At 36.8% G+C, this 26526-nt stretch carries 20 protein-coding genes and 1 pseudogene; 4 read left to right on the top strand and 17 right to left on the bottom strand.

The genetic code is table 11. The annotated features are described in order from the left end of the window. Nucleotides 1-163: 163 nt before the first annotated feature. Complete coding sequence (locus ABY905_RS03965; protein WP_372640771.1) at nt 164-940, top strand: Mut7-C RNAse domain-containing protein; 777 nt, start codon at nt 164-166, stop codon at nt 938-940. A 41-nt stretch (nt 941-981) separates the two neighbouring features. Here ABY905_RS03965 and ABY905_RS03960 read toward each other — a convergent pair whose 3' ends face one another. From ABY905_RS03960 to ABY905_RS03880, 17 genes are all read right to left on the bottom strand, one after another. Beyond that, nucleotides 982-1296 carry an N-acetyltransferase family protein gene (locus tag ABY905_RS03960; protein WP_372640768.1) on the bottom strand — a complete coding sequence of 105 codons (315 nt, stop codon included), beginning with the start codon at nt 1294-1296 and terminating at the stop codon, nt 982-984. 121 nt (nt 1297-1417) lie between these two features. Then, nucleotides 1418-1678 carry a DUF1543 domain-containing protein gene (locus ABY905_RS03955; protein ID WP_372640766.1) on the bottom strand — a complete coding sequence of 87 codons (261 nt, stop codon included), beginning with the start codon at nt 1676-1678 and terminating at the stop codon, nt 1418-1420. A gap of 213 nt (nt 1679-1891) precedes the next feature. Continuing rightward, a complete protein-coding gene (gene hemE, locus ABY905_RS03950) occupies nt 1892-2923 on the bottom strand; it encodes a uroporphyrinogen decarboxylase (RefSeq protein ID WP_372640764.1) in 1032 nt (343 codons plus the stop codon). 96 nt (nt 2924-3019) lie between these two features. Next, nucleotides 3020-4009, bottom strand: a complete 990-nt coding sequence (hemB, locus tag ABY905_RS03945) for a porphobilinogen synthase (protein ID WP_372640762.1) — start codon at nt 4007-4009, stop codon at nt 3020-3022. Between the two features lie 83 nt (nt 4010-4092). Further along, nucleotides 4093-5019 (bottom strand): hydroxymethylbilane synthase, encoded by a 927-nt coding sequence (hemC, locus tag ABY905_RS03940; protein ID WP_372640760.1) that lies wholly within the window; start codon nt 5017-5019, stop codon nt 4093-4095. A gap of 180 nt (nt 5020-5199) precedes the next feature. Further along, entirely contained in the window at nt 5200-6456 is a 1257-nt protein-coding gene (gene hemA, locus ABY905_RS03935) for a glutamyl-tRNA reductase (RefSeq protein WP_372640758.1), read from the bottom strand. 254 nt (nt 6457-6710) lie between these two features. After that, complete coding sequence (locus ABY905_RS03930; RefSeq protein WP_372640755.1) at nt 6711-6998, bottom strand: tetratricopeptide repeat protein; 288 nt, start codon at nt 6996-6998, stop codon at nt 6711-6713. Between the two features lie 180 nt (nt 6999-7178). After that, nucleotides 7179-8051 carry a fructosamine kinase family protein gene (locus tag ABY905_RS03925; protein WP_372640753.1) on the bottom strand — a complete coding sequence of 291 codons (873 nt, stop codon included), beginning with the start codon at nt 8049-8051 and terminating at the stop codon, nt 7179-7181. Further along, nucleotides 8038-8553, bottom strand: a complete 516-nt coding sequence (locus ABY905_RS03920; protein ID WP_372640751.1) for a low molecular weight protein-tyrosine-phosphatase — start codon at nt 8551-8553, stop codon at nt 8038-8040. Before ABY905_RS03920 ends, ABY905_RS03925 begins: the two co-directional genes overlap by 14 nt. A gap of 120 nt (nt 8554-8673) precedes the next feature. Further along, on the bottom strand, nt 8674-9474 hold the full coding sequence (gene lgt / locus ABY905_RS03915; protein WP_372640749.1) for a prolipoprotein diacylglyceryl transferase: 801 nt from the start codon (nt 9472-9474) through the stop codon (nt 8674-8676). A 70-nt stretch (nt 9475-9544) separates the two neighbouring features. After that, complete coding sequence (secA, locus tag ABY905_RS03910; protein ID WP_372640747.1) at nt 9545-12838, bottom strand: preprotein translocase subunit SecA; 3294 nt, start codon at nt 12836-12838, stop codon at nt 9545-9547. A 147-nt stretch (nt 12839-12985) separates the two neighbouring features. Next, nucleotides 12986-13375: a hypothetical protein gene (locus ABY905_RS03905; protein ID WP_372640745.1), complete on the bottom strand. Its 390-nt coding sequence runs from the start codon at nt 13373-13375 to the stop codon at nt 12986-12988. Nucleotides 13376-13539: 164 nt separating this feature from the next. After that, nucleotides 13540-14052: a ferritin gene (locus ABY905_RS03900; protein WP_372640743.1), complete on the bottom strand. Its 513-nt coding sequence runs from the start codon at nt 14050-14052 to the stop codon at nt 13540-13542. A gap of 112 nt (nt 14053-14164) precedes the next feature. Further along, complete coding sequence (locus tag ABY905_RS03895; protein WP_372640741.1) at nt 14165-15769, bottom strand: fumarate hydratase; 1605 nt, start codon at nt 15767-15769, stop codon at nt 14165-14167. A 169-nt stretch (nt 15770-15938) separates the two neighbouring features. Next, nucleotides 15939-16316, bottom strand: coding sequence for a hypothetical protein (locus ABY905_RS03890; RefSeq protein WP_372640739.1), 378 nt, complete (start codon nt 16314-16316; stop codon nt 15939-15941). A gap of 98 nt (nt 16317-16414) precedes the next feature. Next, nucleotides 16415-18724, bottom strand: a complete 2310-nt coding sequence (gene gshAB / locus ABY905_RS03885; protein WP_372640737.1) for a bifunctional glutamate--cysteine ligase GshA/glutathione synthetase GshB — start codon at nt 18722-18724, stop codon at nt 16415-16417. Nucleotides 18725-18905: 181 nt separating this feature from the next. After that, a complete protein-coding gene (locus ABY905_RS03880; RefSeq protein WP_372640735.1) occupies nt 18906-20306 on the bottom strand; it encodes an MATE family efflux transporter in 1401 nt (466 codons plus the stop codon). Between the two features lie 322 nt (nt 20307-20628). On the opposite strand from ABY905_RS03880, the gene ABY905_RS03875 reads away from it, so the two are divergent. From ABY905_RS03875 to ABY905_RS03865, 3 genes and pseudogenes are all read left to right on the top strand, one after another. Further along, nucleotides 20629-22542, top strand: coding sequence for an ATP-dependent DNA helicase RecQ (locus ABY905_RS03875; protein ID WP_372640733.1), 1914 nt, complete (start codon nt 20629-20631; stop codon nt 22540-22542). Between the two features lie 282 nt (nt 22543-22824). After that, nucleotides 22825-25458, top strand: a complete 2634-nt coding sequence (locus tag ABY905_RS03870) for a DUF5686 and carboxypeptidase regulatory-like domain-containing protein (protein ID WP_372640731.1) — start codon at nt 22825-22827, stop codon at nt 25456-25458. A 529-nt stretch (nt 25459-25987) separates the two neighbouring features. Further along, a pseudogene (locus ABY905_RS03865) lies at nt 25988-26526 on the top strand (MFS transporter); the annotation flags it as partial.

The following is a 26526-nucleotide window of genomic DNA, read 5'->3' as shown; positions in this document are numbered from 1 at the left end:
GCAATCAAAGTCAGAATCTAAAAAGGAATAGTAGTAACTTTATAAGGCTCAGCTTGTGTGCCAATCAATAGTCGCAAAAGTATACTCTTCCTATAACAAACCTCGAAAACCAGTAAATTAACCAATCAACCAGATTGAGAGGTGAGATTTAAAAGAATGAAAGATGACCCGATCTGCAACAAATAAACCTGACAGTGAAGGCATAAAAAAAGAATTCACATTCCGTTTTTATGCCGAACTAAACGATTTTCTGACTCTCAATCGGAAACAAAAAGCCTTTGTTCACGCTTTCAAAACGCCTATTACTGTTCGTGAAACCATCGAATCTCTCGGCGTCCCTCTATCTGAGGTAGACATGATACTCGTCAATGGAACATCAGCCGATTTTGAGCACAAGCTTAGCGAGTGTGATTACATTTCCGTCTATCCGGTTTTTGAAACTCTGGATGTTTCAGTAATCACAAAAGTGAGAAAAACAGCCTTGCGAACCACCCTTTTTGTTGTGGATACCCATTTGGGTAAACTGGCAAAGTACCTTAGAATGCTTGGATTCGACACCCTTTACAGATCGGATATCGGCGATGATGAAATTATTGCTGTTGCCAAAAAGGAAAAACGGATTATTCTCACACGGGATAAATCCTTGCTGAGATCCAAAGAAATTAGTCATGGTTATTTCGTCAGGTCTACCGAAAAACATGAGCAGCTAAGGGAGGTTGTCGATAAGTTTGACCTGAGAAGCCAATTTAAATCCTTTACCCGTTGCATCACATGCAACACAAGTCTTGTAAAAACAGATAAGGAGGAAATCAGGAATAGAGTTGAGGAAGACATTTTCAGAATCTTCAATGCATTTTTTTATTGCAAACAGTGCGATAAACTGTATTGGAAAGGTTCCCATTTCAAGCGAATGGAAACCTATATCAGAGATTTAATCTGAACTCAGCAAGGAACGGACGCCAGATGATCTTTTCTCTTTTATCAGAAGATTAATTCCTGATATAGAATAGAGCCAATTCCTTTATTTTCTTCACCCTTTTTTAAATATATAGTGTTTTCAGCAGAGTGCTTATAGGCACATCTTGACTTCCATTCACTGGCATAAGAATAACCTGCTATTCGTTCATTTACTTCATAGACTATACACGGGAATTTTGAAGTGATCGATTTTAAACGTGCTTCAATTTCTTCTGCAGAAACAGGTATTTCCTCGAAAATCACAACTGAATTAAGGATATAGTAATTATATATCTCCGCTATTTCTTTGGCATCTTCTAATATAAAACTTCGTATCATCTGGTGCTTATTGCAAATTTAGGATAGTGCGCTCAAAGGCAAAATCTTTAGTATATTCAGGGCTCAACATTTATAAAAGACAAGATATAACTATGATCGTATGTTATGCGATGTGCATTTTCTAGGCAGAGTATTCAGGATTAACTTGAAAATCATCATCTTCTTTGCTGGCTTTTTCTAAAGTTATTTGATAACCATCAACAATGTTCAGTTTTTGTGTGCCATCAATATGTATGTCTTCTGCATCCCACTTGCTCTTCGATAATTTTCTAGCTTCCTCTTCACTTTCTGCAACAACAAAAACAAGATGGTGATCCTCCATTAAATGATTTCCGCGAATTTTGCCGCCAAGTAAAACAGCATAAAGATTTAGATTTTCCATTATATTATAGTATTAAGTTTTATTATCAATTATTCATTTTAAGATTATGAAATATGACGGATTTTCAAACTTCACTTAAAGTTATATTATCTTTAAATAAGATGGTAATATAAAATACCTAATTCCATCTGTCGTGATCTTCAGCAACAAAAATGTAGGCAAAAAAAGCCGACTCGTTAAAGTCGGCTTTGTATTTATAGAATTGAGTGAGGTTTATCTCCCCCAATCAGAAGTTTTCACTTTCTCAATCAAGTATTTCACATTTTCAACAGGGATATTCGGTAATAAACCATGTCCCAGATTGAAGATCCATTTATGATCTTTACGACCATAGTTCAAATGGTATTCGAATTGCTGGTCAATTGCATTCTTATCAGCAAGTAGTATTCTAGGATCAAAGTTTCCCTGGAGAATCATATCCTCTCCAACAATTTTACGAACCTCGTGCAATGGAGTTTGCCAATCGACACTCACACAGTCACACAAATCGTGATTCACCATATTAATACCTGTTCCTAATCCTTTAGGTAGGTAGATGGTTTTCACACCTTTTGCACGTACCGCACCAAGAATAGCTTTTACCGATGGTAAGAACACCTCTTTGTACAATTCAATAGGAATTAAGCCTGCATGCGTTTCGAACAACTGAAAAGCCTGTACGCCATGCTCAACTTGCTTCAATGCATAATGGATACTCATCTCAGTGATACGAGTCACCAACTTTTTCATAGTTGCCTTATCGCGGTAAATCGCAGGAACAAAATCAGGGAAATTCAAATTCTGACTAAACCCCTGGAACATATAACACAAAGTGGTTAATGGTCCACCACAGAATCCAATCAAAGGAATTTCAGATGGTTTAGTCGCTAAAATCACATCGATAGCCTTATAAATATGCTCCAATCGCTCAGGCATATCTTTAAGGAAATTCAAAGGATCTTCCACATCCTTAAGTGCCGTTTTAAATGTTGGACCTTTTCCTTCGAAACTTAATTCCATGCCTAAAGCCTCTGGAATCACAAGAATATCAGAAAATAGAATGGCTGCATCAACACCCAAATCGTGAATTGGAAGCAAAGTTACCTCTGCCGCTAATTTAGGATCCTCCATCATATGCTTAAAACCATGGCTTTCGCGTAGTTTCATATAAGATGGTAAAACCCTTCCGGCCTGACGCATGAACCACACGGGTGGTCTCTCACGCTTAATGCCATTGATTGTATCTAGAAAAATTGAATTTGTCATATTGTTAGTTATCGGTTATCAAAAGTTATCAGTTGTCAAAGTTATATCGCTTATCAAAAAGCGGGCAATTGGAAACCGATAACAGAAAACTTAAATTTATCGTTTGTTTAAAATCTCAGCCACTTCCTGTGCGTGGTAAGTGATAATGATATCAGCACCTGCGCGCTTAATCGATGTCATAATCTCCATCATTACACGATTGCCATCAATCCAATCTCTCTCTTGAGCAGCCTTTACCATTGAGAATTCTCCACTTACATTATAAGCTGCAACAGGTATATTAAACTCGTGCTTAGTACGGTAAATCACATCAAGGTAACTTAAAGCTGGCTTTACCATTACGATATCAGCGCCTTCAGCAATATCCATCTCAACTTCACGAATCGCTTCATCGCTGTTACGAGGATCCATTTGGTATGTGCTTCTATCACCAAACTGAGGTGCAGAATCAGCCGCGTCTCTAAATGGGCCATAGAAACCTGACGCATATTTAGCTGAGTAAGCCATGATAGGCATTTTCTCGAAACAGTTTTCATCCAAAGCCGAACGCATATGAGCAATTCTCCCGTCCATCATGTCGCTAGGTGCTACCATATCAACACCAGCCTCAGCCAACGATACAGCTTGTGCCGAAAGTGTTACCAAAGTACTGTCGTTATCAACATCACCATCGATAATGGTTCCACAATGTCCGTGGGTTGTATATTCACAGTTACAAATATCAGCGATGATATACATTTCTGGCAATTCAGACTTAATGGCACGTGTCGCCTTCTGAACGATACCATGTTCGTGTGTCGCTACTGTTCCATCCTCGTCTTTCGACTCAGGAATACCAAAAAGCAATACCGATTTTACACCAGCTGCGTGCAATTCTTTACATTTCTCAACCAACATATCAACTGATAACTGATCGTTACCTGGCATCGACTTAATAGGATTCTTAACCTTTTCGCCTGGACATACAAAAAGTGGCATGATTAAATCATCAACAGAAAGTGATGTCTCAGCAACCATATTACGTATAACTTTGCTATAACGATTTCTTCTTAGTCGTGTTTGAGGAAATAATGGACGTAAACTCATCTTATATTGTGTTTATAGTTTAATAATTAATTCATCTATGGGTTCCATCTTTAGAATCCAAAAGCTATATTATTCGATTTATCTTACTGATAAAAATTGATGCCTTTTTCAGCGCAAATGGCTTTCATCTTACGAGCTAGTTCTGCCGATTTTGCTACAGAATCCTCTATAGGAACTTCAATGCTTTCTACGATAAAATCTCCTGATTTTAAATCGCCAACTACAGCAATCATATTCATAAGTTTAGCATCGACTACAGCATGAGCAGCTAAAGGAAACTTGCATCCCCCTTCAATCTCAGCCATAAAAGCACGTTCAGCCAATACTGCAAGTTGAGTTGGCTTATGATTTACCTTTTCAACTATGGCAATACACTCAAGATCATTGTCGCGAGTTTCAATGGTGAGAGCGCCTTGCCCAATTGCTGGAATACATAGATCCACATCTATTAGCATCTCCTCGTCAAATCCTATTCCCATGCGATTCATACCAGCAGCAGCTAAAATGATAGCGTCGTATTCGCCATCCTGCAATTTCTGTATACGCGTATGTATGTTACCACGAATATCTTTAAAATTTGCATCTGGTCTAACATCTGACAATTGCACTCTTCGACGTGGAGATCCTGTACCCAAAACGAAGCCCTGAGGCATATCATCAATAGAAACACCGTCGCGAGTTAAAAACACATCACGAGAATCTTCTCTCTCAGGATAAGCCACCAACTTTAATCCCTCTGGATGAAAACTAGGTACATCTTTCAGACTGTGAATCGCGATATCGGCCTCACCTTCTAAAAGGGCATGTTCCAATTCCTTTACAAACAAACCTGTCGTTCCAAATTCAGTCAATGAACGATTTAATACACGGTCGCCCTGTGTACTAAACTTTTTCACTTCGAATTCGATATCTGGATTAGCCTTTTGTAGAAGTTCTACAGTCTGCATGGTTTGGGTATATGCCAATAGGCTAGGGCGAGTTGCAACAATTAATTTCTTCTTAAGGGACATAGTCAAGCTTGTTGTTTTTAAGCACCTTTCACGACTTAAATTTCGTTTAAATAATGCTAATGATTGAATCAGAAACTGTCAATTATATTGAAAAATCCAGTCCTGTATTTAGTTCACCTAAGGTGCAAAAAAAAGCCATATAAACGTATTTATACAGCTCTAAATTTTAATAAAAATATTTTAATTTGATTCAGGATCCTGAAAAATCATATTCAAGGTTTCCATAGGACTTGATTGTGTTTTATGATGATCTTTAAGATGACTAATACAAGCTCTGGCAATCTTATTCATTAGGTTTGAAGTAATCTTCTCAACACGTTTCCATTCATCATCACTCATCTTCGCTCGGTGATATTCTAACTCTTTATCTCGAATTTTATTCAAATTATCCTTTAGAGCGACAATCACTGGAGACAAGAAAGTAACTTCCAACCAACCGTAGAATTCACGAATTGAATCATCAATAATTTCTTCAGCTTGAGGGATACAAGTTAAGCGCTGTTGCATAGCTTCAGAAGTATGCTCTGAAAGTTCATCAACAGAAATAACCAAAACATTTTCTAAAGAATCAATTGCGGTATCCACATTACGAGGCACCGATAAATCAAGAATCAGCTTACAATCTTTTGTATTTTCAAAATGTTCCAACAGCAGAGTTGGATGAGGGGCTCCAGTCGCTACAATAATCACTTCAGCCTTATTAACTTCTTCGGTTAAGTGCGACATAGCGCGATAATTAATATCGAATTTTTTAGCTAATGCTTCAGCTCTCTCCACATTTCGGTTCACCAGAGTCAGTGAGCGATTCTCCATGTGTTTTACCAAATTACTACAGGTATCCTTTCCAATCTCACCTGTACCAAAAAGTAAAAAGTTTGCCGATTCCAAATCAGCAACTTTATCTTTAATATACTGTACGGCAGCATGTGAAACAGAAGCAGCACCACGGCTTAATTCAGTTTCATTTTTGATCTTTTTGCTAGCTTTAAATACAAAGGAAAAAAGTCGATTTAGGAATGAGTTAATCATCTGATAATTCTCAGACAATTGATAGGCATTTTTCACCTGCCCTACAATCTGGAAGTCACCGACAATCTGTGAATCGATACCAGAACACACTTGATAAAGGTGCTTGATACAATCACTTCCCTGAATGGTATAACCATTATATCGGAAATCTTTTTCGTTGCCTTTACAGTAACTTAGGAATAATTTAGTGACTAGATCCATGTCCGAAGTATGGGCATAGATTTCTGTTCTATTACAAGTGGATAAAACGATTATGCCATCAACTCCATATTCTTTAGCATCTCGAAGCAAAGCTTCCTGATCCATTTGGGTTAATGAAAAACGTCCTCTTACATCCAAAGCCGTTTTACGATATGATACACCTAAAACGAAAAATTTCTGTAAATTCTCTCTTATTTGCGATGACATAAATTGATCTAATTTTGAGTTCTTCGCTATTATAACTAGCACTGATTAGGCTTACGTCCTCTCCAAATATATAATTAATTACCGAAAAATAACTATAAATCCTGATCGGTTTTATAATTCAGAAAGAACCAAAATTAGTTAAAAAAGCCTAAATCTTTTAAATACAGACTTTAACATCCTAAATGCTCGTATAATAAACTCACTCTCCTATATTCCTAATAACTCAATACTTATCTATTTTAGATAAATAATGGCTAAGGATTATGCATATCCTTATTAAAATAATCAAGTATGGTGTTGATCATCTTAATCTTTACATTTGCTTTAGCATGATCTGGCTGAAGATCACTAACTTTAATATATGCACTCAAGGCTTTTGCCATATCACCTAATTGATGATGAATCTCTCCAATCATGAAATTAGCTTCTATATGATTTGGATCTAAATCAACAACCTTTTGATAATAACTTTGTGCTAATTTAAACTCTTCGGCCTCAAAATGCAACTTAGCATTTGATAGTATATCTTGAATTTTCTCCATCTTATTTATATGAATATCCTGCAAATCTAGTCATTTCAGGCATTTCTGCCTATAAATAAAGATAAGAAAATCGTTTTTTATTTTGCAGCGGGTTAAAAGTTCACTTTAAGGCATTATCACTGACTTAATTCAATGTTTTACACCTAAAAGAAATTGTTTGATCTGTATCTAAAATGGGAATTAATCGAGGTATGACCATAGTAATTTCACAGCCTGACCATAGTAATTGTTTCCAAACAAATTAAGATGATTTAGGACATGGTAAAGCATATAGATATTTTGTCGATAATCGTATCCTTCTGGAAGAGGATAGGTTTTCTGATAGCTGGAATAAAAACTGGCATCAAATCCTCCAAAAAGTCTTGTCATGGCAATTTCAGCTTCGCGATGCCCATAATAGACTGCCGGATCAATTAAACAAGGCTGTGATTGTGAATCGCATAAAAAATTACCTGACCATAAATCACCATGTAATAAGGCTGGTTTTTCCTCACTCCCCTCTAATATCTCTTCTATTCTATTTTCCAATAGAATAAAACCATTTTTCAACTCTGGTCCCACTAAGCCTTTTTCTTCAGCAAGTTTGTATTGATAAAGCAAGCGCTTATTGTAATAAAAATCACACCAGTTCTCAGCCTCAACCTTATTGCAGGTATTAATCTGAGGTGTTTTTCCAATGTAATTATCTTGAGGGAAACCAAAACGGAGCGCACCATATTGATGCAAATGCGCCAACAGTCTACCGAAGTTGGAAAAGAAGTCATAACCTTGCTTACCTATATGAATTTGCTCTAAAAGCAAACAATCCTGATCAAAAAATAGAACTTCAGGTACACGAATGCATCCTGCTTTTTTTAGCTCATTCAAACCTCTGACCTCCTTTTCAAATACATCAGGAGCAGAACAAGCCATTTTCATAAAACAGGTACTCCCCTTTTCGAAAGTAAGCAACTCTGCTTTTGAGATACAGCCACCACCAATCGATTTTGTGGACAATACTTTTTGTCCTGCCCAATCTTCAACCTTTGCTATAACTGTTCTATAGTTTTCCATCCAAATGATTTAATAAGCCATCACAAGCATCTTCAAGTAAGTCTAAAACCAACTCAAAACCAGCTTCACCTCCATAATATGGGTCAGGAACTGTCTTGTAGTGCTTGTATTTCGAACAATAATCTGTCATATTAACGATCTTTTTCAAATCAGACTCATTTCTGGCTTGAGATTGTAAATCTTTTATATTCTGATCATCCATACCAATAATCAAATCGAACTCATCAAAATCTGTTTTAGATCTGAATTGGCGAGAGATACTTGTAAGATCATAGGAACGACGAGCAGCATGAGTACGCATTCTACCATCAGCTCTTGCACCTTCGTGATGACCAATAATGCCAGCTGAGTCACATTTAAAATAAGATGACTTACCTGCTTTTTCAATAACAGAATTCATAACTGCTTCAGCACTTGGAGAACGACAAATATTTCCTAAACAAACAAATAATAAAGTCTTGCTCATTTTATTTTCCATCGATTGATTCAATTCTTGATTCATAAGTCTTTTTTATTAGCAATCTAAATATAATAAAATCTGTGAACTTTAGACCAACTGAAGCAAACGAAAAATGGCCGACACCTGAGGTATCGACCACTTATATTTTGTTTCATCCTAAGATTAAGCTCTCTTCTTCTGGTAAGAGTTATAGGCTAAATATCCTCCCAATAAAATGAAGGGTATACTTAACCATTGTCCCATATTTAGGAACATTCCTTCTTCAAATGCTTCTTGATTCTCTTTAATAAATTCGATAAAGAATCGAGCCGTAAAAATTAGCATAAAGAAAGCACCTATCAAACGTCCTGAAAATTCTTTTGCATTGGTTTTCCAATACATAAACATCAGAACTCCAAAACTCGATAGATAACAAAGTGCTTCGTATAACTGTGCTGGATGACGAGCTGTCAATGGATCATCAACATGAGCTCTCACAAATTGGAATCCCCAAGCAAGATCAGTTTGAGTCCCAATAATTTCGGAATTCATCAAGTTACCTGTACGGATAAAGAAACCAGCTAATGCAACTGGAATAGCAACCCTATCAAGTACCCATAGAATAGATTTTTTACTCACTTTCTTTGAATAAAAGTAAAGAGCTGTTAAAATTCCAATTGTCGCTCCATGAGAGGCTAAGCCTCCATGCCAGATCTTTAATATTTCAGATGGATGTTGAGAATAAAATTCCCAACCGTAAAAAATAACATGCCCTAAACGTGCCCCAATTACTGTTGCGATTAAGGTATACATGAATAATTTCTCGAGCCATTCCAAAGGAATTCCTTCCTTTTTGAACATTCGCTCAACAAGTTGATAACCCAATAAAAACCCAAGTGCAAAAAGTAATCCATACCATCGTACTGCAATTGGGCCAATCTTAAATATTTCAGGATCTACATCCCAGTGGATTGACAGTAGCATATTTGTTAGATATTTAATATTTTATTTGAAAGTTGAGAAGAAACCAATCATCTCAACTCTCATAAATTCCTTAAGCAGGTATTCCTTTACCGTGGCATTGCTTAAATTTCTTACCACTACCACAAGGACAAGGTTCGTTACGACCTACTTTTTGAACATTACGAACTGGCTCCGCTTTTTTAGGCTCTTTTATTCCATCGCTACCTAAATCATCTTTCGAAGTCCTAAGTCCACTCATATCTGTACGACGACGTTCTTTTGCTTCCTGAATTCCATCAGGCATTTGCATAGGAATGTGACCTTTCATTAGAGTCGATACTACCGATTTATTCGTAGTCTCAATCATAGTTTTAAATAAATTGAAAGATTCGAACTTGTAAATCAATAAAGGATCTTTTTGCTCATATGAAGCATTCTGTACAGATTGCTTCAAGTCATCCATCTCACGTAAGTGCTCTTTCCAAGCATCATCAATCGTCGCAAGAATAGCCACTTTTTCGTATGCTCGAACCAGCTCTTCGGCTTCAGTTTCGTATGCTTTCTTTAGATTCGTAACAACCTGGAAGTTCTTGGTTCCATCAGAGATAGGCACAACAATATTCTCGTAAATTTCTGCTTTGCTTTCATAAACATCTTTAATAACAGGGTAAGCCTGCTTACTAATAATTTCAACTTTACGCTTATGAGCATCTAAAACAACTTCATATATTTTCTGAGAGATATCTTCCGGCTTCTCTTTCATGAACTCCTCTTCAGTAATTGGAGACTCAATAGAAAGAATACGAATTAATTCCAGTTTGAAATCTTCAAAACTTCCGCCATGGTATTCGTTAACCAGAGCCTCAGAAACATCGAACATCATATTAGCAATATCAACTTGGATACGCTCACCAAATAAGGCATGACGACGACGCTTGTAGATGACCTCACGCTGAGAGTTCATTACATCATCGTACTCAAGCAAACGCTTACGAATACCGAAGTTATTCTCTTCAACTTTTTTCTGTGCACGTTCAATAGATTTTGAGATCATCGAATGTGAAATTACTTCACCATCTTCAATTCCCATTCTATCCATCAACTTCACAATACGGTCAGAACTAAACAGACGCATCAAATCATCTTCCAATGAAACGAAGAACTGAGAAGAACCCACATCTCCCTGACGCCCCGCACGACCACGTAACTGACGGTCGACACGACGAGAATCGTGACGCTCTGTACCGATGATTGCTAAACCACCCGCGGCTTTCACCTCATCGCTCAACTTAATATCCGTACCACGACCCGCCATATTGGTTGCAATGGTAACGGTTCCTTTATGACCTGCTTCAGCAACAATATCTGCCTCACGCTGGTGTAATTTTGCATTCAGTACATTGTGCTTAATGCCTCTTAGTTTCAACATTCGACTCAAAAGCTCCGAAATCTCTACTGAAGTAGTACCAACCAATACTGGACGACCTGCTTTTACAAGTTCCCCAATCTCATCAATAACAGCATTATACTTTTCACGCTTGGTTTTGTAAACTAAATCCTCTCTATCATCACGAGTAATAGGTCGGTTAGTTGGAATAACAACCACATCCAACTTATAAATATCCCATAATTCACCAGCCTCAGTTTCAGCCGTACCCGTCATACCCGAAAGTTTGTGGTACATTCTAAAATAATTCTGAAGGGTAATAGTTGCAAATGTCTGCGTTGCAGCTTCTACTTTCACACTTTCCTTAGCTTCAATCGCTTGATGAAGTCCATCAGAATAACGACGACCTTCCATAATACGACCAGTCTGCTCATCAACAATCTTGACCTTACCATCCATAAGAACATACTCTACATCCTTTTCGAAAAGTGAATAAGCCTTTAACAATTGATTGATAGTATGAACTCGCTCCGATTTAACAGCATAGCTCTGGATCATTTCATCCTTAGTCTTCAGCTTTTCTTCATCAGTCATATCTGACTTCTCAATCTCAGCAACTTCTGATCCGATATCTGGTAACACAAAGAAAGCTGTATCATCACTATCATCAGTAATTAAGTCGATACCCTTATCGGTCAACTCAATTGAATTTTGTTTCTCATCAATAACATAAAACAAGTCATCAGTAATGATATGCATGTTTTTGTTATTCTCTTGCATGTAGAAGTTCTCGGTCTTAATCAATAAAGCCTTATTTCCCTGCTCACTTAGGAACTTGATAAGAGGCTTCATTTTTGGCATACCCTTGAACGCTCTAAGTAATAAGTTAGCTCCTTGTTCCAGCTCCTTCTTATCTTCACTTTTTAGCAAACGCTTCGCATCGGTGAACATACCCATCACCAAGTCAGATTGAGCTTTTGCCAACTTCTGTACCTTAGGCTTCAACTCATCATATAATTGATGCTCTCCTCTTGGAATTGGACCAGAAATGATCAAAGGTGTACGAGCATCATCAACTAATACCGAGTCAACCTCATCGACAATTGAATAGTTGTGACGTCGCTGAACCAAATCTTTAGGATTAGTTGCCATATTATCACGTAGGTAATCGAAACCAAATTCGTTATTTGTTCCGAAAGTAATATCACAAGCATAAGCTAAACGACGCTCATCAGAATTTGGTGTGTGCTTATCGATACAGTCAACTGATAATCCGTGGAATTGGTAGATAGGTCCCATCCACTCCGAGTCACGTTTCGCTAAATAGTCATTCACGGTAATAACGTGAACTCCACGTCCTGTAAGTGCGTTCAAGAATACTGGAAGAGTTGCAACAAGGGTCTTCCCCTCACCCGTTGCCATCTCAGCAATTTTCCCTTGGTGCAATACAACGCCACCAATCATTTGGACATCGTAGTGAATCATATTCCACACAACCTCTGTCCCTCCAGCAGTCCATGAATTGAAATAAACAGCCTTATCTCCATCAATTTGCACATGATCAGCACGAGCTGCCAAATCACGGTCAAACTGAGTTGCCGTCACTTCGACCTCTTCGTTCTCAGTAAAACGACGAGCCGTTTCCTTTACAATACAGAAAGCAGCTGGTAAAACCTGATCTAGAACTTCTTCAATTTTATCATCGATACTTTTTTCAATGATATCGATTCTATCATAAATCTCCTCCCTCTCATTTACAGCCAGTTCACCTACTTCTATCTTTACCTTTAAAGTTGCAATCTCATCCTTTTCTGCTTTGATATAATCTTGAATCTTGCTTTTTAATAATTGAGATTCGGCACGTAGCCCATTAACATCTAACTGCTTAATTCTATTGTATTCCTTATTGATTCTCGCCAAGTATGGCGCTAATTCTTTAAGATCTCTATCTGATTTATTACCAAATAATTTACCTAGTGTTTTATCTATGAAACTCATCTGTTTATTTGTCTATTGATTTTTAAAAGAAGCAGTTGCATTCAAATCAAAATTCTATTGATTAAAAACGATCAACTACAATTAATTACATACTCATGAGTTTTATTCAAAGATTGAATAAAATGAATATGTGCCGATATCAGAGTATTAAGATAAACCTGGAGCACGTATGCTATTGGATCCGGTATGGAAAATAGATTCATATTGAAAATCAAAAGCAGTGATAGCTTCTGTAATCTCAATACAAAGTGGTTCATATAAATGAACTGCATCCGAATTTAAATGTGGGAATTTTGGTAATTTCTTTATCAACGGTAAAGTCAAGCTTTTTGCCGTATAGATATCGGAAATCTCCGAAGAAGTTTGGGTAGGAACAAGAATTGGGAGATTATAGCAATCTTCAAAACTATCAGAATGATCGGCATACCAAGCAGCAAAACGTTGCACATCATCAACCAGTTCCTCATAATCTACATTAGGAACGGCCGATGCACAAGCTGTAAGCACCGAAAAAACGACAATAAGATACCTGTTCATATCCATGGGAATCAAAAGTAATTAATTTTATTGAAAAGCCTAAGACTTATGAAAGGACTTTGTGAAAAAGAAGCTTAATTTCTTAGACGGAATCACCCATTGATTTTTACAAAAAAAGCCTGCTAGAATTCACTAGCAGACTTTTCAATATAATAATAATTTAATTAAGCTTTTGTTGCATCAACAAAAACTCTTGCTTTGAATTCTTTATCCATCATATAAAGTCCCTGTCCTTGGCAGTTGAACATTCTTAATTGATCGATAATTTCGCCAACAGTAGCTTCCTCTTCAACCTGCTCGTCAACAAACCACTGTAAGAAATTAACAGTTGCATGATCTCTTTCGTCCATAGCTACATTAACACATTCATTAATCAAACCAGTCACAACTTCTTCGTGCTTCAAGGTTTCTTGAAAAATATCTAAAACATCATCCCACTCCGTTCTAACTTCGGCAATAGGTTCAAGAAGAACACGTCCTCCTCTTTCATTTACAAAATATTGCAATTTAAGAGCGTGAGAAATTTCCTCCTGAAATTGCACATGCATCCAATTAGCACAACCGGGCATGCCGTTAGCATTTAAATAGTTCGACATTGACATATAAAAATATGCAGACCAAAATTCTTTGTTAATCTGATTATTTAAAATCGCTTCCACTTTCTTATTTAAAGCCATAATATTGTTTTATTTAATTTTGTTTAATTTTTATTTTCCAAAATGAATCTAATTTACGATTTAGATATGAATTTTAAATAAAAGATTTAAAATCATAAATAATCGAAAACTCTTAAAGATTTGCAAAGAAATCATTCCCCTTATCATCTACGATAATAAAAGCAGGGAAATTTTCAACACGAATCTTACGAACTGCTTCCATCCCTAACTCTGGGAAATCAATTACTTCAATCGATTTGATGCTATTTTTAGCTAATACTGCTGCAGGGCCACCTATCGATCCTAGATAGAATCCACCATTGGCATGACAAGCATCAGTTACAGCTTTTGAACGGTTCCCTTTGGCAACCATCACCATAGATCCGGCTACTTTTTGGAAAACATCAACGTATGAATCCATACGACCCGCAGTTGTTGGTCCAAAACTTCCAGAAGGCATTCCCTTAGGTGTTTTCGCTGGTCCAGCATAATATACAGGATGATTCTTGAAGTATTCAGGCATTTCTTTACCCTCATCCAACATTTGTTTAATTTGTGCGTGAGCAATATCACGAGCAACAATTAATGTTCCATTTAGACTCAAACGAGTTTTAACTGGATATTTCGATAATTCTTTTAGGATATCTTCCATTGGCTGATCCAAATCGATCTCAACAGCATCCTTCAAGTGTGGCGCTTCTTTTGGCAAATACTTAAATGGCTCCGTCTCTAGTTCTTCCAAGAAAATACCATCTTCATTAATCTTCGCTTTGATATTTCTATCAGCCGAACAACTCACGCCTAATCCAACAGGACATGAAGCTGCATGACGTGGCAAACGAATGACTTTCACATCGTGAACAAAATATTTACCACCAAACTGAGCACCAATTTCGCTATTACGGCAAATATCTACAACTCTTTTCTCCCACTCTAAATCGCGGAAAGCCTGACCTCCTTCATTACCTTCATTAGGTAAATGATCATAATAGCCTGCTGAAGCTTTCTTCACAGTTGCAAGATTAGATTCTGCAGATGTTCCACCAATTACCAAAGCCAAATGGTAAGGCGGACAAGCTGAAGTCCCTAGATCTTTAATTTTTTCAGTAATAAACTTGGTCAAATTCGCTTCATTCAACAAAGCCTTAGTTTGCTGATACAAGAATGTCTTATTTCCTGAACCACCGCCCTTTGTTACGAATAGGAATTCGTAGGCCCTACCTTGATTGGCATAAATATCGATTTGTGCAGGTAAATTTGTTCCGGTATTTTTTTCTTCGAACATGCTAAAGGGCACAACCTGAGAATAACGTAGATTACGTTCCTGATATGTATCATAAACACCCTGCGATAAATGCTTAGCATCATCAACACCCGTGTAAACATCCTCACCCTTTTTACCAACTACGATAGCAGTACCTGTATCCTGACAAGTTGGCAATTCACCTTCTGCAGCCACAACCTGATTCAAAAGCATAGTATGTGCTACGAATCTATCATTATCTGAAGCTTCCGGATCCTGAAGAATTGTTCTAAGATTTTCAAGGTGTGCTGGACGCAAGTAAAAAGAAACGTCTGCAAAAGCTTGCTTCGAAAGCATCTCAAGCCCCTTAGGATCTACTTTAAGGATTTTTCTTCCCTCTACTTCGATAGTTGACACAAAATCTTTGGTCAACAAGCGATATTTTGTTGTATCCTTAGTTATAGGAAATGGTTTTTGGTAGTTAAAATCGGACATCTTTATTGCTTTAAAATTTGAATAGTCTAATCTACAGCTCTACAAAGTGGATTAGAACTCCATATGTAGGCTTACAAATTTAAACAATAATATAGATAGAGTCGATTTTTTTTAGGTGTATTCTACAACATTTTGGTTGTATAACATATTTCATCTACAGAACAGATTCTCACGGTTCACACACCCAAGAAACTGCAGCCTCTTTAGTTGAAAAAGGTTTAACCCTCAATTTTGTGCTTACTTTGTTAACAATAATGACAAGTGCGACTTGCAAGGGAGATTTTGTTAAAGCTGCGAACTTATATTTATATAATTCGGGGTTATTTTTCAAAAAGATGGAAACTCTTTTGAAAACATTGGTGTTAATCTCAAATTTCACATTTCGCAAATCTGTGATAACACCCGGGGTATTATTTGCGAGCATTTTCATATCCATAATTTCCTCAAATGAGGCTATCACGTCTTCAATGCTCGCATCTTCAGAAAATTCTCGAAGAAGAATCTTTCGATCATTACAATCTAGAAATGAATACTTAACATTCGACATATTTTTATTAATTTTTACATACCAAAACAAAATACATAAAAAAGTGAATTATAACAAACATTAAAATATCTTAAGCAACTCAGATGGATTATCTATAGTTAATAACCCAAAGCATCCAAAACCTTCTCATTCAAATATCGATTCTTACCTATATATGGATAACAATGAATATGAATTGCAGGATTAAAGTTCATTTCAATAATAGAATAATTCGTCTTTGTAGCAAGAGCTTTTACATCAGTAATCATCATATCCAAACCAGTAATTTCTACATCTAGAGCTTTTGTCGCTTCTACAGCAATATCTTTATATGATTGGTGGATATCATCCGTAAAATCGATACTATCCCCTCCTGTACTAATATTTGAATTCTCTCTTAAATAGACGATTTCATCAGTGGCGGGTATACTTTCAAAAGTTAGATTTTGATCAGCTAAGAACATGGCTTCGGCTTCACCCAAGCTGATTTTTTCTAATGGTGTTACATACCCCTTACCACGCAAAGGATCCAGATTCTTCTTTACAACTAACTCTCTAATTGCAGATTGACCATCACCTTTCACATTGGCTGGGACACGATGTAAAATACCGACAACCCTTTCGCCCATCACAAAAAAGCGAAATTCTCTACCAGGAACAAAATCTTCAATCAAGATACTGTTATCATGTTCAAAGGCAATCTCCACAGCACGTTGATACACCTCTTCTTTGTTATTTTCTTTAAGGATACTAATGCCTAGTCCAAAATTTGTAGACTTCGGTTTAATGACAATAGCACGATTTTCAAAAAGTTCAAAATCTGATAGAGCCTTTTCCTTAAACAAATAATTCATTCCACCTGGCACGCTGATTCCAAACTCATGTAGAATGGTTTTAGTTACCAACTTATTCTCCATCATTAAAACTGAACTGTAATTATCCAGGGAAGTTCGGGTAGCTTGCATCACGTACTGAACCTTATCGCCCTGTTTCAAGCGCACGAAATTCTCATTCTGATCAAGAATCTCAAATTCAACACCCCGGCGCAAAGCGGCCTTAAGCAACAGCTGAGTAGACAATTCTAAATTTTCAAAGCCATGAAAACGAAAACTACTAAGCTCGCTCTCAAACTGATATTTTTTAGCTTGTCCCATATGAAAAGAAATAAAGCCTTCTTTCAAGATATCCTCTCTTATTTTCAGAGATGTACGCACTACTGATCCATTTATCAGACCTTCACAATGCTTCATGGCTGAAATATACTGCTCTTTATCAGCCAATTGAGCAACACCTAAAAAATCCTGAATTTCTGAATAGATTTCTTTTCCATAATCCTTAGCTAAAATTTCTTCTCCTTTAAAATTTGAAAGCTTCAAGTCTGGTTTCAGACCATAACAAGCAACAAGGTCTTGGTTGTTCGCTGCAATTTCTTGCTGCTTCTCATCATAATGATCTGGCTCGTCTTTAAATAGACAATGTAAAAGGAATAGATGTACCATATTCAATCTATCTTTCGATATTCCGGCTTTTTCATATGGATCTAAATCCAAAAGTCGAACCTCCAGATGAGAGATTCTCTCATCCTCATCAAACTTAAGACGTATTGGCAAGTATAGCTCCTCATGACCGACTAATCGTCCTTCAGTTACTAATTTTGATATTGATGCATTAAAGGCATCCAAGCTATTAAAATCGACAAAATACTCTTCCTCATTGCTATAACCTCCTGAGCTTGTACGAATAGAAACGGCATGACCACACACAACGGGTTTCTTCTCTCCAGTTTTTAAAGATTTCATTTTAAAAGATGGATCAGAAACAGGACTCGAACCGAAAAGCCAAACCAAGAACCAACGGTAACGCATAAAGTTACGGAGCATCTTCAAGTACAGAGTCTCTCTAAATGCCTCGGCATCACCATCTGGACAACAAATCCTAATCAACTTTTTTTCCAGTCGATCTGACAAAGAGAAATTGTAATGTATACCAGTCAGCATTTGTCTTTCTCGACCGTAACGTTTAGCCAAAACCTCACGATAACGCTCTTTACCCACACCCTTATCGCCAAACTGAGCAATAGGAATATCTTCTTCATCTGGTAATAATGGTGGTAGCGATTGTGGCCATAACAACTCATCCCCAATATTCTGAGTCACCACATCATGAAGTGTCTCTAAAAACCCATGTACTTTATCAACACTATCGAGCGGAGGGGTAATCATCTCAACCTGAGATTCAGAAAAATCAGTGGTTATATAAGGATGTTTAAACTTATCGCCTAATATTCCAGGATGTGGTGTTGTAGCCATGTGGCCACTATTATCCACACGTACATTTTCTTTTTCTATCCCAAACTTACCATCGCAAATACTGCTACGGATACTTTTATGCTCTAGTACTTCAAATAGGTTTTTATGAATGGTTTTCATGTGTCTATAATTTGATTTTGTCACAAGTAAGTCGCCCTAATAATCTTTTCTCTATGAGTAAACATATCAGCATGGCTCGTTTCATATGATCTTATTTCTTATTTAGTCGTCAAATATTCAATATATGAAAGAAATCCAAGTTACATAGATTACTCTCTTTGGTCGTTACTTTTATTTAATTCTATAGTTTCTCATAACTCTTTGATAGTTTCTTGCTGAAAACAAATACTTTCTCAAAACGTAAATTATACTTCCTAAAATAAGCTTTTAAAATGAAAAATAACAAGACTCCTTTTATGATACTGGTAAGGCTAATACTCCACCACACTCCATTTAAACTAAGGAAAGTACAAAAGCCTAACACATAAGCTAAAGGAATACGCATACTTGTGAAAACAACACTTACAATAGCTGGAACCGATGTTTTACCAACACCATGAAAAACTGCCGCAGCAATCATTTCCATACACATAAACAACTGTGAGATAGCTAATATCTGTAAATAGTTCTTACCCATTAAAATACTTTCTTTTTCGGGAACAAATATTGAGAATAAAGTTTCAGGAATCAGCAAAAACATAAAAGTGGTTAATACACCTACGACAAATGCCATTTGCCAGGCAGCACGAAAAACCTTAGGGATTTGATGCATATCTTTAGCTCCATAATGTTTGCCCACAGTAATTGTAACTGCTTGCATCAGGCCACCTACAATCATAAAGGTAAAGGCTTCTATCTGCACCCCAATCTTTTGTACTGCAATAGCTGTTGGTCCCCATTCGGCAATAATACGAGCCATTACAATATATATTAATGAGAAAGATATACGCTGAAAGGCTGCTGGAAAACCAACTTTAATAATAGACTTAACTTTATCTAAATGTGGAAAATATCCTTTTAACCTGATAGTCGAACTTCGTTGGAAAGCAAAAATAAAATAGATTAATGACACCGAACGCCCAATAATGGTTGCATAAGCAGCACCTTCGACTCCTAGATCTAGGAGAAAAATAAAAATCGGATCTAATAAGATATTAAGAGACGTTCCAACCAAACTTGCCTTGAGTGAAGTTTTGGTTTTACCCTGAGCATTAAATATCGAGATAAAAAACAAGTTGGTAAAATTAAGAACACTACCACTTGCTGCAATAATCAAATACGAAGTTGCCATCTCATTGACATGAGCATCCTTCATTTCAAAAAAACCAATAAATGCATCTGGCCAAACCAGTAATATAGAAGTAAATAGAACTGAGAGAAAACTAATACCCCAAAGACCTGAAATTGCAAATCGGCCTGCTGATTTCCAATCTTTCGCACCTATTGAGTGGGAAATTTTAACATTAACACCGACTGTAATAACTGAAGCCAGAGCCCAACCTATATTAATAAAGAAGCCTGCTGAGCCGACAGCTGCCACTGCACTACTACCCAGTGCCCCCACCCAAATCATATCGGTTAGGTTGTAAGCCGTATGTAAAAGGTGCGCTCCAATTATAGGTAGAGCCAAAGTCAACAAATCTTTACCCACCTTAGAAAGAGACAATTGACTCTTAATATTTCTTAATATTCTATATATCATTAACGCTTTGCCTCTCTTCAGTCTTGGATAAGTAATAAAATCGCGCCACCGCGCAAGTTCACACAAAAGTATCTATTGCAATTTAATTGTCAAAATTGAAGTGAATTTTAACAAATTATTAATTAAGCGAATTAAAAACATCAGGTTCAAACAAACTAATATACTCACAAGTTCTTCATTAAACTAAAAATTATAGAAGTCAAAATACGGCTCGTTATCATTTTAAAAATTTAGTTTGAATCCCTAAGTTTAATCTGCCTATTTTATTAATTTCGCTGTGCTATAACAAAAAGCTTTCTAACTAACATACAAACTCAAGTCCATGATACATCAACTTCTGAAACAGCAATTTGGCTTTCAATCTTTCGGCAAAGGTCAAGAAGAAGTGATCACCAAAATTACCAATAGAGAATCAGCCATTGCCATTTTCCCAACGGGTTCAGGAAAATCATTGTGTTATCAATTGCCTGCCTTAACGCTACCAAACTTAACTTTAGTCGTTTCCCCCCTACTGGCTTTAATTCAAGATCAACTGGACTTTCTTCGTTCAAAAAACATTTCAGCCGTTCGCATCGATTCTAGTCTTTCGAGAGAAGAAGAAGTTGAAGTGATGAAAGGCATCAAGGATAAGAAACATAAAATCCTTATGATATCTGTAGAACGATTTAAGAACGAACGCTTTCGTCGTTTCTTAAAGGAGATTCCTATCTCACTACTTGTTGTAGACGAAGCTCACTGTATCTCAGAATGGGGACATAACTTCCGCCCCGATTATCTAAAACTACCTGCCTATCAAAAGGAATTCAATATTGAGCAAAGCCTATTGCTGACAGCTACTGCAACACCTGTGGTTATTGAAGATATGTGCAAAAAGTTTGATATTTCTAAAGAGAATGTAAATGTCACTGGCTTTTATCGCTCCAATTTGAACTTACAAGTTCTACCGGTGAGACAAGTTGATAAAAATCAAATTTTAGCTGACATGCTTTCAAATAAACAAGATGAAGCAAGTATCATATACGTGACCCTACAAAAAACAGCTGAGAATGTGGCAAATTTCTTAAGCTCGAAGGGAATTACTGCAACGGCCTACCACGCTGGCTTGAAAAATGAGATGAGAGAGGATATACAGAACCGCTTTATGAAGAGCGAGATTAATTGTGTGGTCGCAACAATTGCCTTTGGAATGGGCATTGACAAAAGCAACATTCGTAATGTGATTCATTACGATTTGCCTAAGTCTATAGAAAACTATTCTCAAGAAATTGGTCGTGCAGGCAGAGACAACCAGCCAGCCAACTGTGTGGTTTTAGCCAATCGCGACAACGTGAACATACTCGAAAACTTTGTATATGGCGATACACCTGAGTATGAGGGAATCAAAAAACTACTGAACATCATCCAATCTGCTGGTGAAATTTGGGATGTTAGATTAATTAATATTCCTGCGCTTTGCAATATCCGAATGTTGCCTATTAAGACCTTATTAGTTTATCTTGAGATTATGGGTATTCTCAAGCCTCTAAACTCCTATTTTGCCACATATAGATTCACTCTAAACATTGATGATCAAACAATAATTAACAAGTTTAAGGGCGAAAGAAAGGAATTCATTCAAGAAGTATTCGACACTTGTAATAAAGCTAGAAAATGGTGGACTGTCGATTTCGATAATATCAAAGAAAATCCTAAGCTAGATCGCCAGCGCATTATTGCAGCTCTTGAATACTTTAGCGAGCAAGGCTGGCTGGCACTGGAAGCTTCTCAAATGGCAGATGTCTTTTCGATAAAGGACTCAAACTTCGACACAGAAAAATTAGCAAAAGAACTATTCGATAAATTCAAATTAAAAGAAGGGGCTGAAGTCAAACGAATTGAGAATATGATCTCCTTGTTTGAATCAAAAAGCTGTTTAAGCACAAGACTAGCAGCCTATTTTGGAGAAACCCTACCAATAAATGAGTGTGGTCATTGCTCTGTATGTTCTTCAGGCGCAGTTAAAATTGCTCAAACTGATAAGCTCCCTGGATTTGAAAATTACAATTTTGAGGAGTTAACTCAAAAATTACGTGATAGCCTTAAGGGCAAAGAAAGCCCGGAATTGATCACCAAATTCCTATGTGGAATCTACACACCAAAATTCACAACAATTAAGGCTAAAGGAATGCCTGGTTTTGGGAAACTGGAAAGATACCGCTATCAGGATATTCTAAAATGGGTTGAGGAAAGTCTATAAAGTCTTATGAAGGTCTTAACAATCTGAAAAGTCAACGAGTCTAATTCTTTGATTTTTAAATAAATATTAGCCACAATCTCAGCTTTGAGATTGTGGCTTTATTTTTGCCTAGTTCTCAACACAAACCAATCATAATTCTTTTTTATGATTTTTACATTTAATTTAACAATTTTAAAAAATATCTTTACTACCATCTTAAAAAACAATCACGACTAAAAAAAACAAAGTGTAACAATATCACGACCCAATTCGTTACTCTTAATGAAAACCCAAAATCAAATTATGACAAGAAACATTTTCATCCTATTATTCTGCCTGTTTTCATTTACTGGCTACACCCAACAATTAAGTGGAAACATAACAGACCTTGAAGGAAAACCAATCCCCTTTGCCAATATATTCATTAAAGAACTAGCTACAGGAACCACATCGAATATCGATGGGCAATATCATCTCGATCTACCCGAGGGTGAATGGCAACTTCATTATCGATACATGGGATACAAAACCAAGGAAGTGAAAGTTACCATGGGGCAAAACAATATGGAAATGGATGTTGCCCTTGCTCCTCAAACCTATCAGCTAAAAGAAGTAACAGTTTTGGCTAGTGGGGAAGATCCAGCCTATTTCGTCATGCGAAAAGCAGTTGCAATGGGCGATTACTACACCAAGCAGATTAGTGATTACACCAATAAAGTCTACCTAAAAGGTTCGGGCAAAATTACCAGTGTTCCTCGCTTGTTAAAAAAGAAACTAGCAAAAGAAGATATTACAGTCGGTAAGGTATTCGTCACAGAAAATATATCCAAAATCCATTTTCAACTTCCAAATAAGATTGAGGAAGAAGTGATCTCTATTCGATCTTCGGGTTTAGATGATCAAGTAAACCCAATGCAACTCATCTCTCTAAACCTATACAACACACGCGAAAATGGGTTCATTTCTCCTTTAGATAAAGCCGCTTTTACAGTCTATAAATTTCAATTGGTATCCCTATTTGAAGATCAAGGCAGAACGATCAACCAAATAAAAGTGATTCCAAAAAGGAAAGGGAAAGATTTACTTGAAGGCTTTATCTATATCGCAGAAACCTTCTGGAACATTCACTCAGCAGATTTGAAACTAAAGCTGCCTATGACTCATGTTCACATGCATCAAATATACGCACCAGTTGCTAAAGATGTTTGGATGCCAGTCAGTCTCGACTACAAAATCAAATTCAAAGGCATGGGTTTTGGTTTGGAAGGCATGTACGTTGCTTCAATCAAAGATTATGAAGTGACATTAAACCCTGATTTAGATCATGACTACCTAAAGCAAGAAGAACTGGCTAGAAAACAAGAAACTGAAGATATAAACAAGCTAAGCAATACCGAAGAATCAAAAGTCTTATCGGCTAAGGAGATAAAACGCAAGGCTGATATTCAGACCCTTCTCGAAAAGCCGGATATGAAGAACTCCGATATGCGAAAGCTTGCTCGATTAATGGAAAAAGAGAATTCGAAAAACAAAAAAGAGAAAGTTAAAGAGCCCCTTGAGATCAAAATAGAAAAGGTGAAGATAGCTAAAGGTGCCAAAACCAAAGACTCTTTATATTGGGTCGAAATGCGCCCTATCCCACTTTCAAACGACGAAAAGATCAGCTTTGTACAAAAAGATTCAATCGTGAAAGTAAAAAACACACCAGAATATAAAGATTCAGTTCGCAGAGCTAACAGAGAATTTAAGTTTGATCACCTACTTTGGGGCAAAACATACACGTATAAAGAATCGAACTCACGTTTGTCTACGCCTGGCCTATTGGCCTTTGATAAAGTTTCCTACAATACGGTACAAGGCTTTACTTTCGATGCACCTTTCTCCTATTCTAAAAGTGATACTTTAGGTCATTATTTTGAAACTCGTTCTGATCTCAGCTATGCTTTCTCACGTGAGCATCTTGATTTCACAGTCGGAAGTAAATACCGTTACAATGGCATGAAGAGAGCTTCGCTTGGTTTTAAGGCCGGTAGTAAAGCTGTTGATTTTAATGAAGATTCAGGCATTAAACCACTCCTCAATATGGCCTATTCGCTTTTTTACAAAGAAAATCACATAAAGCTGTACGACAAAAACTATATCAGCCTATGGCACAAGACCGATCTGGCAAATGGTTTACATCTCAATACCCGATTGGAATATGCCAACAGAAAACAGCTTTATAACAACAGTAAATTCTACTTCGCTGGTCCCAAAGACAATAAATACAGCTCAAACACACCAGAGGGTGTAAATCCTGAATTGGTTCGCGATAGTAAGGCATTAACTTTTACAGCACAATTAGATTACACACCTCGCCACAGATATACGGTAAAGAAAGGTGTGAAACGAATGACATCTTATCACTCACAGCCTACTTTTTCATTACTCTACAAACAAGGCATTAAGGATATATTCGAGTCTGAAACCGATTTTTCATTCTTAGAAGCCTCGGTAAAACAAGAATTCACAATGGGATTTAACGATCGACTGGCCTATAGCTTAAAGGCGGGTTCTTTTTTATCGAACAAGCAAACGTACTTTGCCGATTATCGCCAATTTGCAACCAGCAAACCTGTATTTATGCTCGGTACTGACATGAACACATTCCGTTTATTGGATTACTACCAACATGCAACAAATAAAGAATACGCCGAAGCGCATATTCAGTACACCTCCGACCGTTTCTTATTAAAACGTCTGCCTATTTTGAATAACGCTTTAGTTATACAAGAAAAGGTGTTTCTTAATTACCTGACTCACGCAGGGAAAAAGAATTACTGGGAAGCAGGCTATGGCTTAAGCCAAATATTCCTTCTTCTTGATTTGGAAGTTTTTTGGAGTTTTGACGGGAAGCAGCATAAAGAAACAGGCTTAAAAATCAAATTTAATATCTAGGGGCTTATTTTAGATTATGAGTTAAGAATTACGAATTGGTAATTACAAATTACGAACATGCATTAACCCCAATAGACTTAAAAGACTCCGAACTCAACATCGGATACTAAATTACGAATTGATAACTACGATTTACAAACTAATACAAAGCTCAGTAAACTTACAAGACTCTGACATCAGTATCACTCCACATTTTTTAATTTTAAATAATTGATAGGTGTTTTACAATGACCTCTATTTTAAATAGATTTTGTTTTAGCTCTAAACTTTAGTAAGACCGAGAAGTTGTCCCGATAATTCGGGATGTTCGAAGATCACTCGGCCGCACTTAAGTATGAGATGAATAAAGAAGTTATTTAAATAGCAGTCTTGAATTTCTTTGCTTCGTTTCTTGTTTCAAGACAAGAAATGAAGTTAAATATGGACGAAGTAACAATTTCTAGAATAGTGTTAGTATTACACCTAGATTTCACCTCCTGATTTCTTTACTCTCGGCTTATTTGACTTTCTTTGTGCAAAATTTTAAAACATGCCAATAAAACGTCATCCTAACTTACCTTTTGCCCCATCCAAATTCCCAATCTTTTATGGATGGATGGCCATGATTGCTGCCACAATAGGAATCATTTGTTCAATCCCGGGTCAAACCATTGGGGTATCGGTTTTTACCGATTACCTGATCGATTCGCTGCAACTCTCTCGTGACGCGCTGAGTTCAGCCTATCTGATTGGTACGGCTATGAGTTCCTTATTTCTGACCAAGGCAGGAAAAGTATACGACAAGTTTGGTGCACGTTTCACCGCTATTCTTGCGGCCTGTGTTTTAGCGCTAACCCTTCTACTCTTCTCCATAAGCGATCAAATGAGTAATAGTATTTCTCTGTGGACAAATATATCATTCTCAGCGGTCAGTTTTGTCTTGGTTTCGGCTCTATTCTTTATGCTTCGATTTTCTGGACAAGGAGTATTGACTTTAGCTTCACGTAACATGCTAATGAAATGGTTCAACAAAAACCGTGGATTGGCCAATAGTATTTCATCTGCCATCCAATCTTTCGGATTTGCAGT

Source organism: Ancylomarina sp., from assembly GCF_041555295.1.
Classification (GTDB): domain Bacteria; phylum Bacteroidota; class Bacteroidia; order Bacteroidales; family Marinifilaceae; genus Ancylomarina.
This window is presented reverse-complemented; position numbering and strand designations above follow the sequence as displayed.

What these genes read in the sequence shown, in the direction of transcription:
- ABY905_RS03965 (WP_372640771.1), top strand. Translation starts at nt 164, where the DNA reads ATGACCCGATCTGCAACAAATAAACCTGACAGTGAAGGCATAAAAAAA.
- ABY905_RS03960 (WP_372640768.1), bottom strand. Translation starts at nt 1,296, where the DNA reads ATGATACGAAGTTTTATATTAGAAGATGCCAAAGAAATAGCGGAGATA.
- ABY905_RS03955 (WP_372640766.1), bottom strand. Translation starts at nt 1,678, where the DNA reads ATGGAAAATCTAAATCTTTATGCTGTTTTACTTGGCGGCAAAATTCGC.
- hemE (WP_372640764.1), bottom strand. Translation starts at nt 2,923, where the DNA reads ATGACAAATTCAATTTTTCTAGATACAATCAATGGCATTAAGCGTGAG.
- hemB (WP_372640762.1), bottom strand. Translation starts at nt 4,009, where the DNA reads ATGAGTTTACGTCCATTATTTCCTCAAACACGACTAAGAAGAAATCGT.
- hemC (WP_372640760.1), bottom strand. Translation starts at nt 5,019, where the DNA reads ATGTCCCTTAAGAAGAAATTAATTGTTGCAACTCGCCCTAGCCTATTG.
- hemA (WP_372640758.1), bottom strand. Translation starts at nt 6,456, where the DNA reads ATGTCATCGCAAATAAGAGAGAATTTACAGAAATTTTTCGTTTTAGGT.
- ABY905_RS03930 (WP_372640755.1), bottom strand. Translation starts at nt 6,998, where the DNA reads ATGGAGAAAATTCAAGATATACTATCAAATGCTAAGTTGCATTTTGAG.
- ABY905_RS03925 (WP_372640753.1), bottom strand. Translation starts at nt 8,051, where the DNA reads ATGGAAAACTATAGAACAGTTATAGCAAAGGTTGAAGATTGGGCAGGA.
- ABY905_RS03920 (WP_372640751.1), bottom strand. Translation starts at nt 8,553, where the DNA reads ATGAATCAAGAATTGAATCAATCGATGGAAAATAAAATGAGCAAGACT.
- lgt (WP_372640749.1), bottom strand. Translation starts at nt 9,474, where the DNA reads ATGCTACTGTCAATCCACTGGGATGTAGATCCTGAAATATTTAAGATT.
- secA (WP_372640747.1), bottom strand. Translation starts at nt 12,838, where the DNA reads ATGAGTTTCATAGATAAAACACTAGGTAAATTATTTGGTAATAAATCA.
- ABY905_RS03905 (WP_372640745.1), bottom strand. Translation starts at nt 13,375, where the DNA reads ATGAACAGGTATCTTATTGTCGTTTTTTCGGTGCTTACAGCTTGTGCA.
- ABY905_RS03900 (WP_372640743.1), bottom strand. Translation starts at nt 14,052, where the DNA reads ATGGCTTTAAATAAGAAAGTGGAAGCGATTTTAAATAATCAGATTAAC.
- ABY905_RS03895 (WP_372640741.1), bottom strand. Translation starts at nt 15,769, where the DNA reads ATGTCCGATTTTAACTACCAAAAACCATTTCCTATAACTAAGGATACA.
- ABY905_RS03890 (WP_372640739.1), bottom strand. Translation starts at nt 16,316, where the DNA reads ATGTCGAATGTTAAGTATTCATTTCTAGATTGTAATGATCGAAAGATT.
- gshAB (WP_372640737.1), bottom strand. Translation starts at nt 18,724, where the DNA reads ATGAAAACCATTCATAAAAACCTATTTGAAGTACTAGAGCATAAAAGT.
- ABY905_RS03880 (WP_372640735.1), bottom strand. Translation starts at nt 20,306, where the DNA reads ATGATATATAGAATATTAAGAAATATTAAGAGTCAATTGTCTCTTTCT.
- ABY905_RS03875 (WP_372640733.1), top strand. Translation starts at nt 20,629, where the DNA reads ATGATACATCAACTTCTGAAACAGCAATTTGGCTTTCAATCTTTCGGC.
- ABY905_RS03870 (WP_372640731.1), top strand. Translation starts at nt 22,825, where the DNA reads ATGACAAGAAACATTTTCATCCTATTATTCTGCCTGTTTTCATTTACT.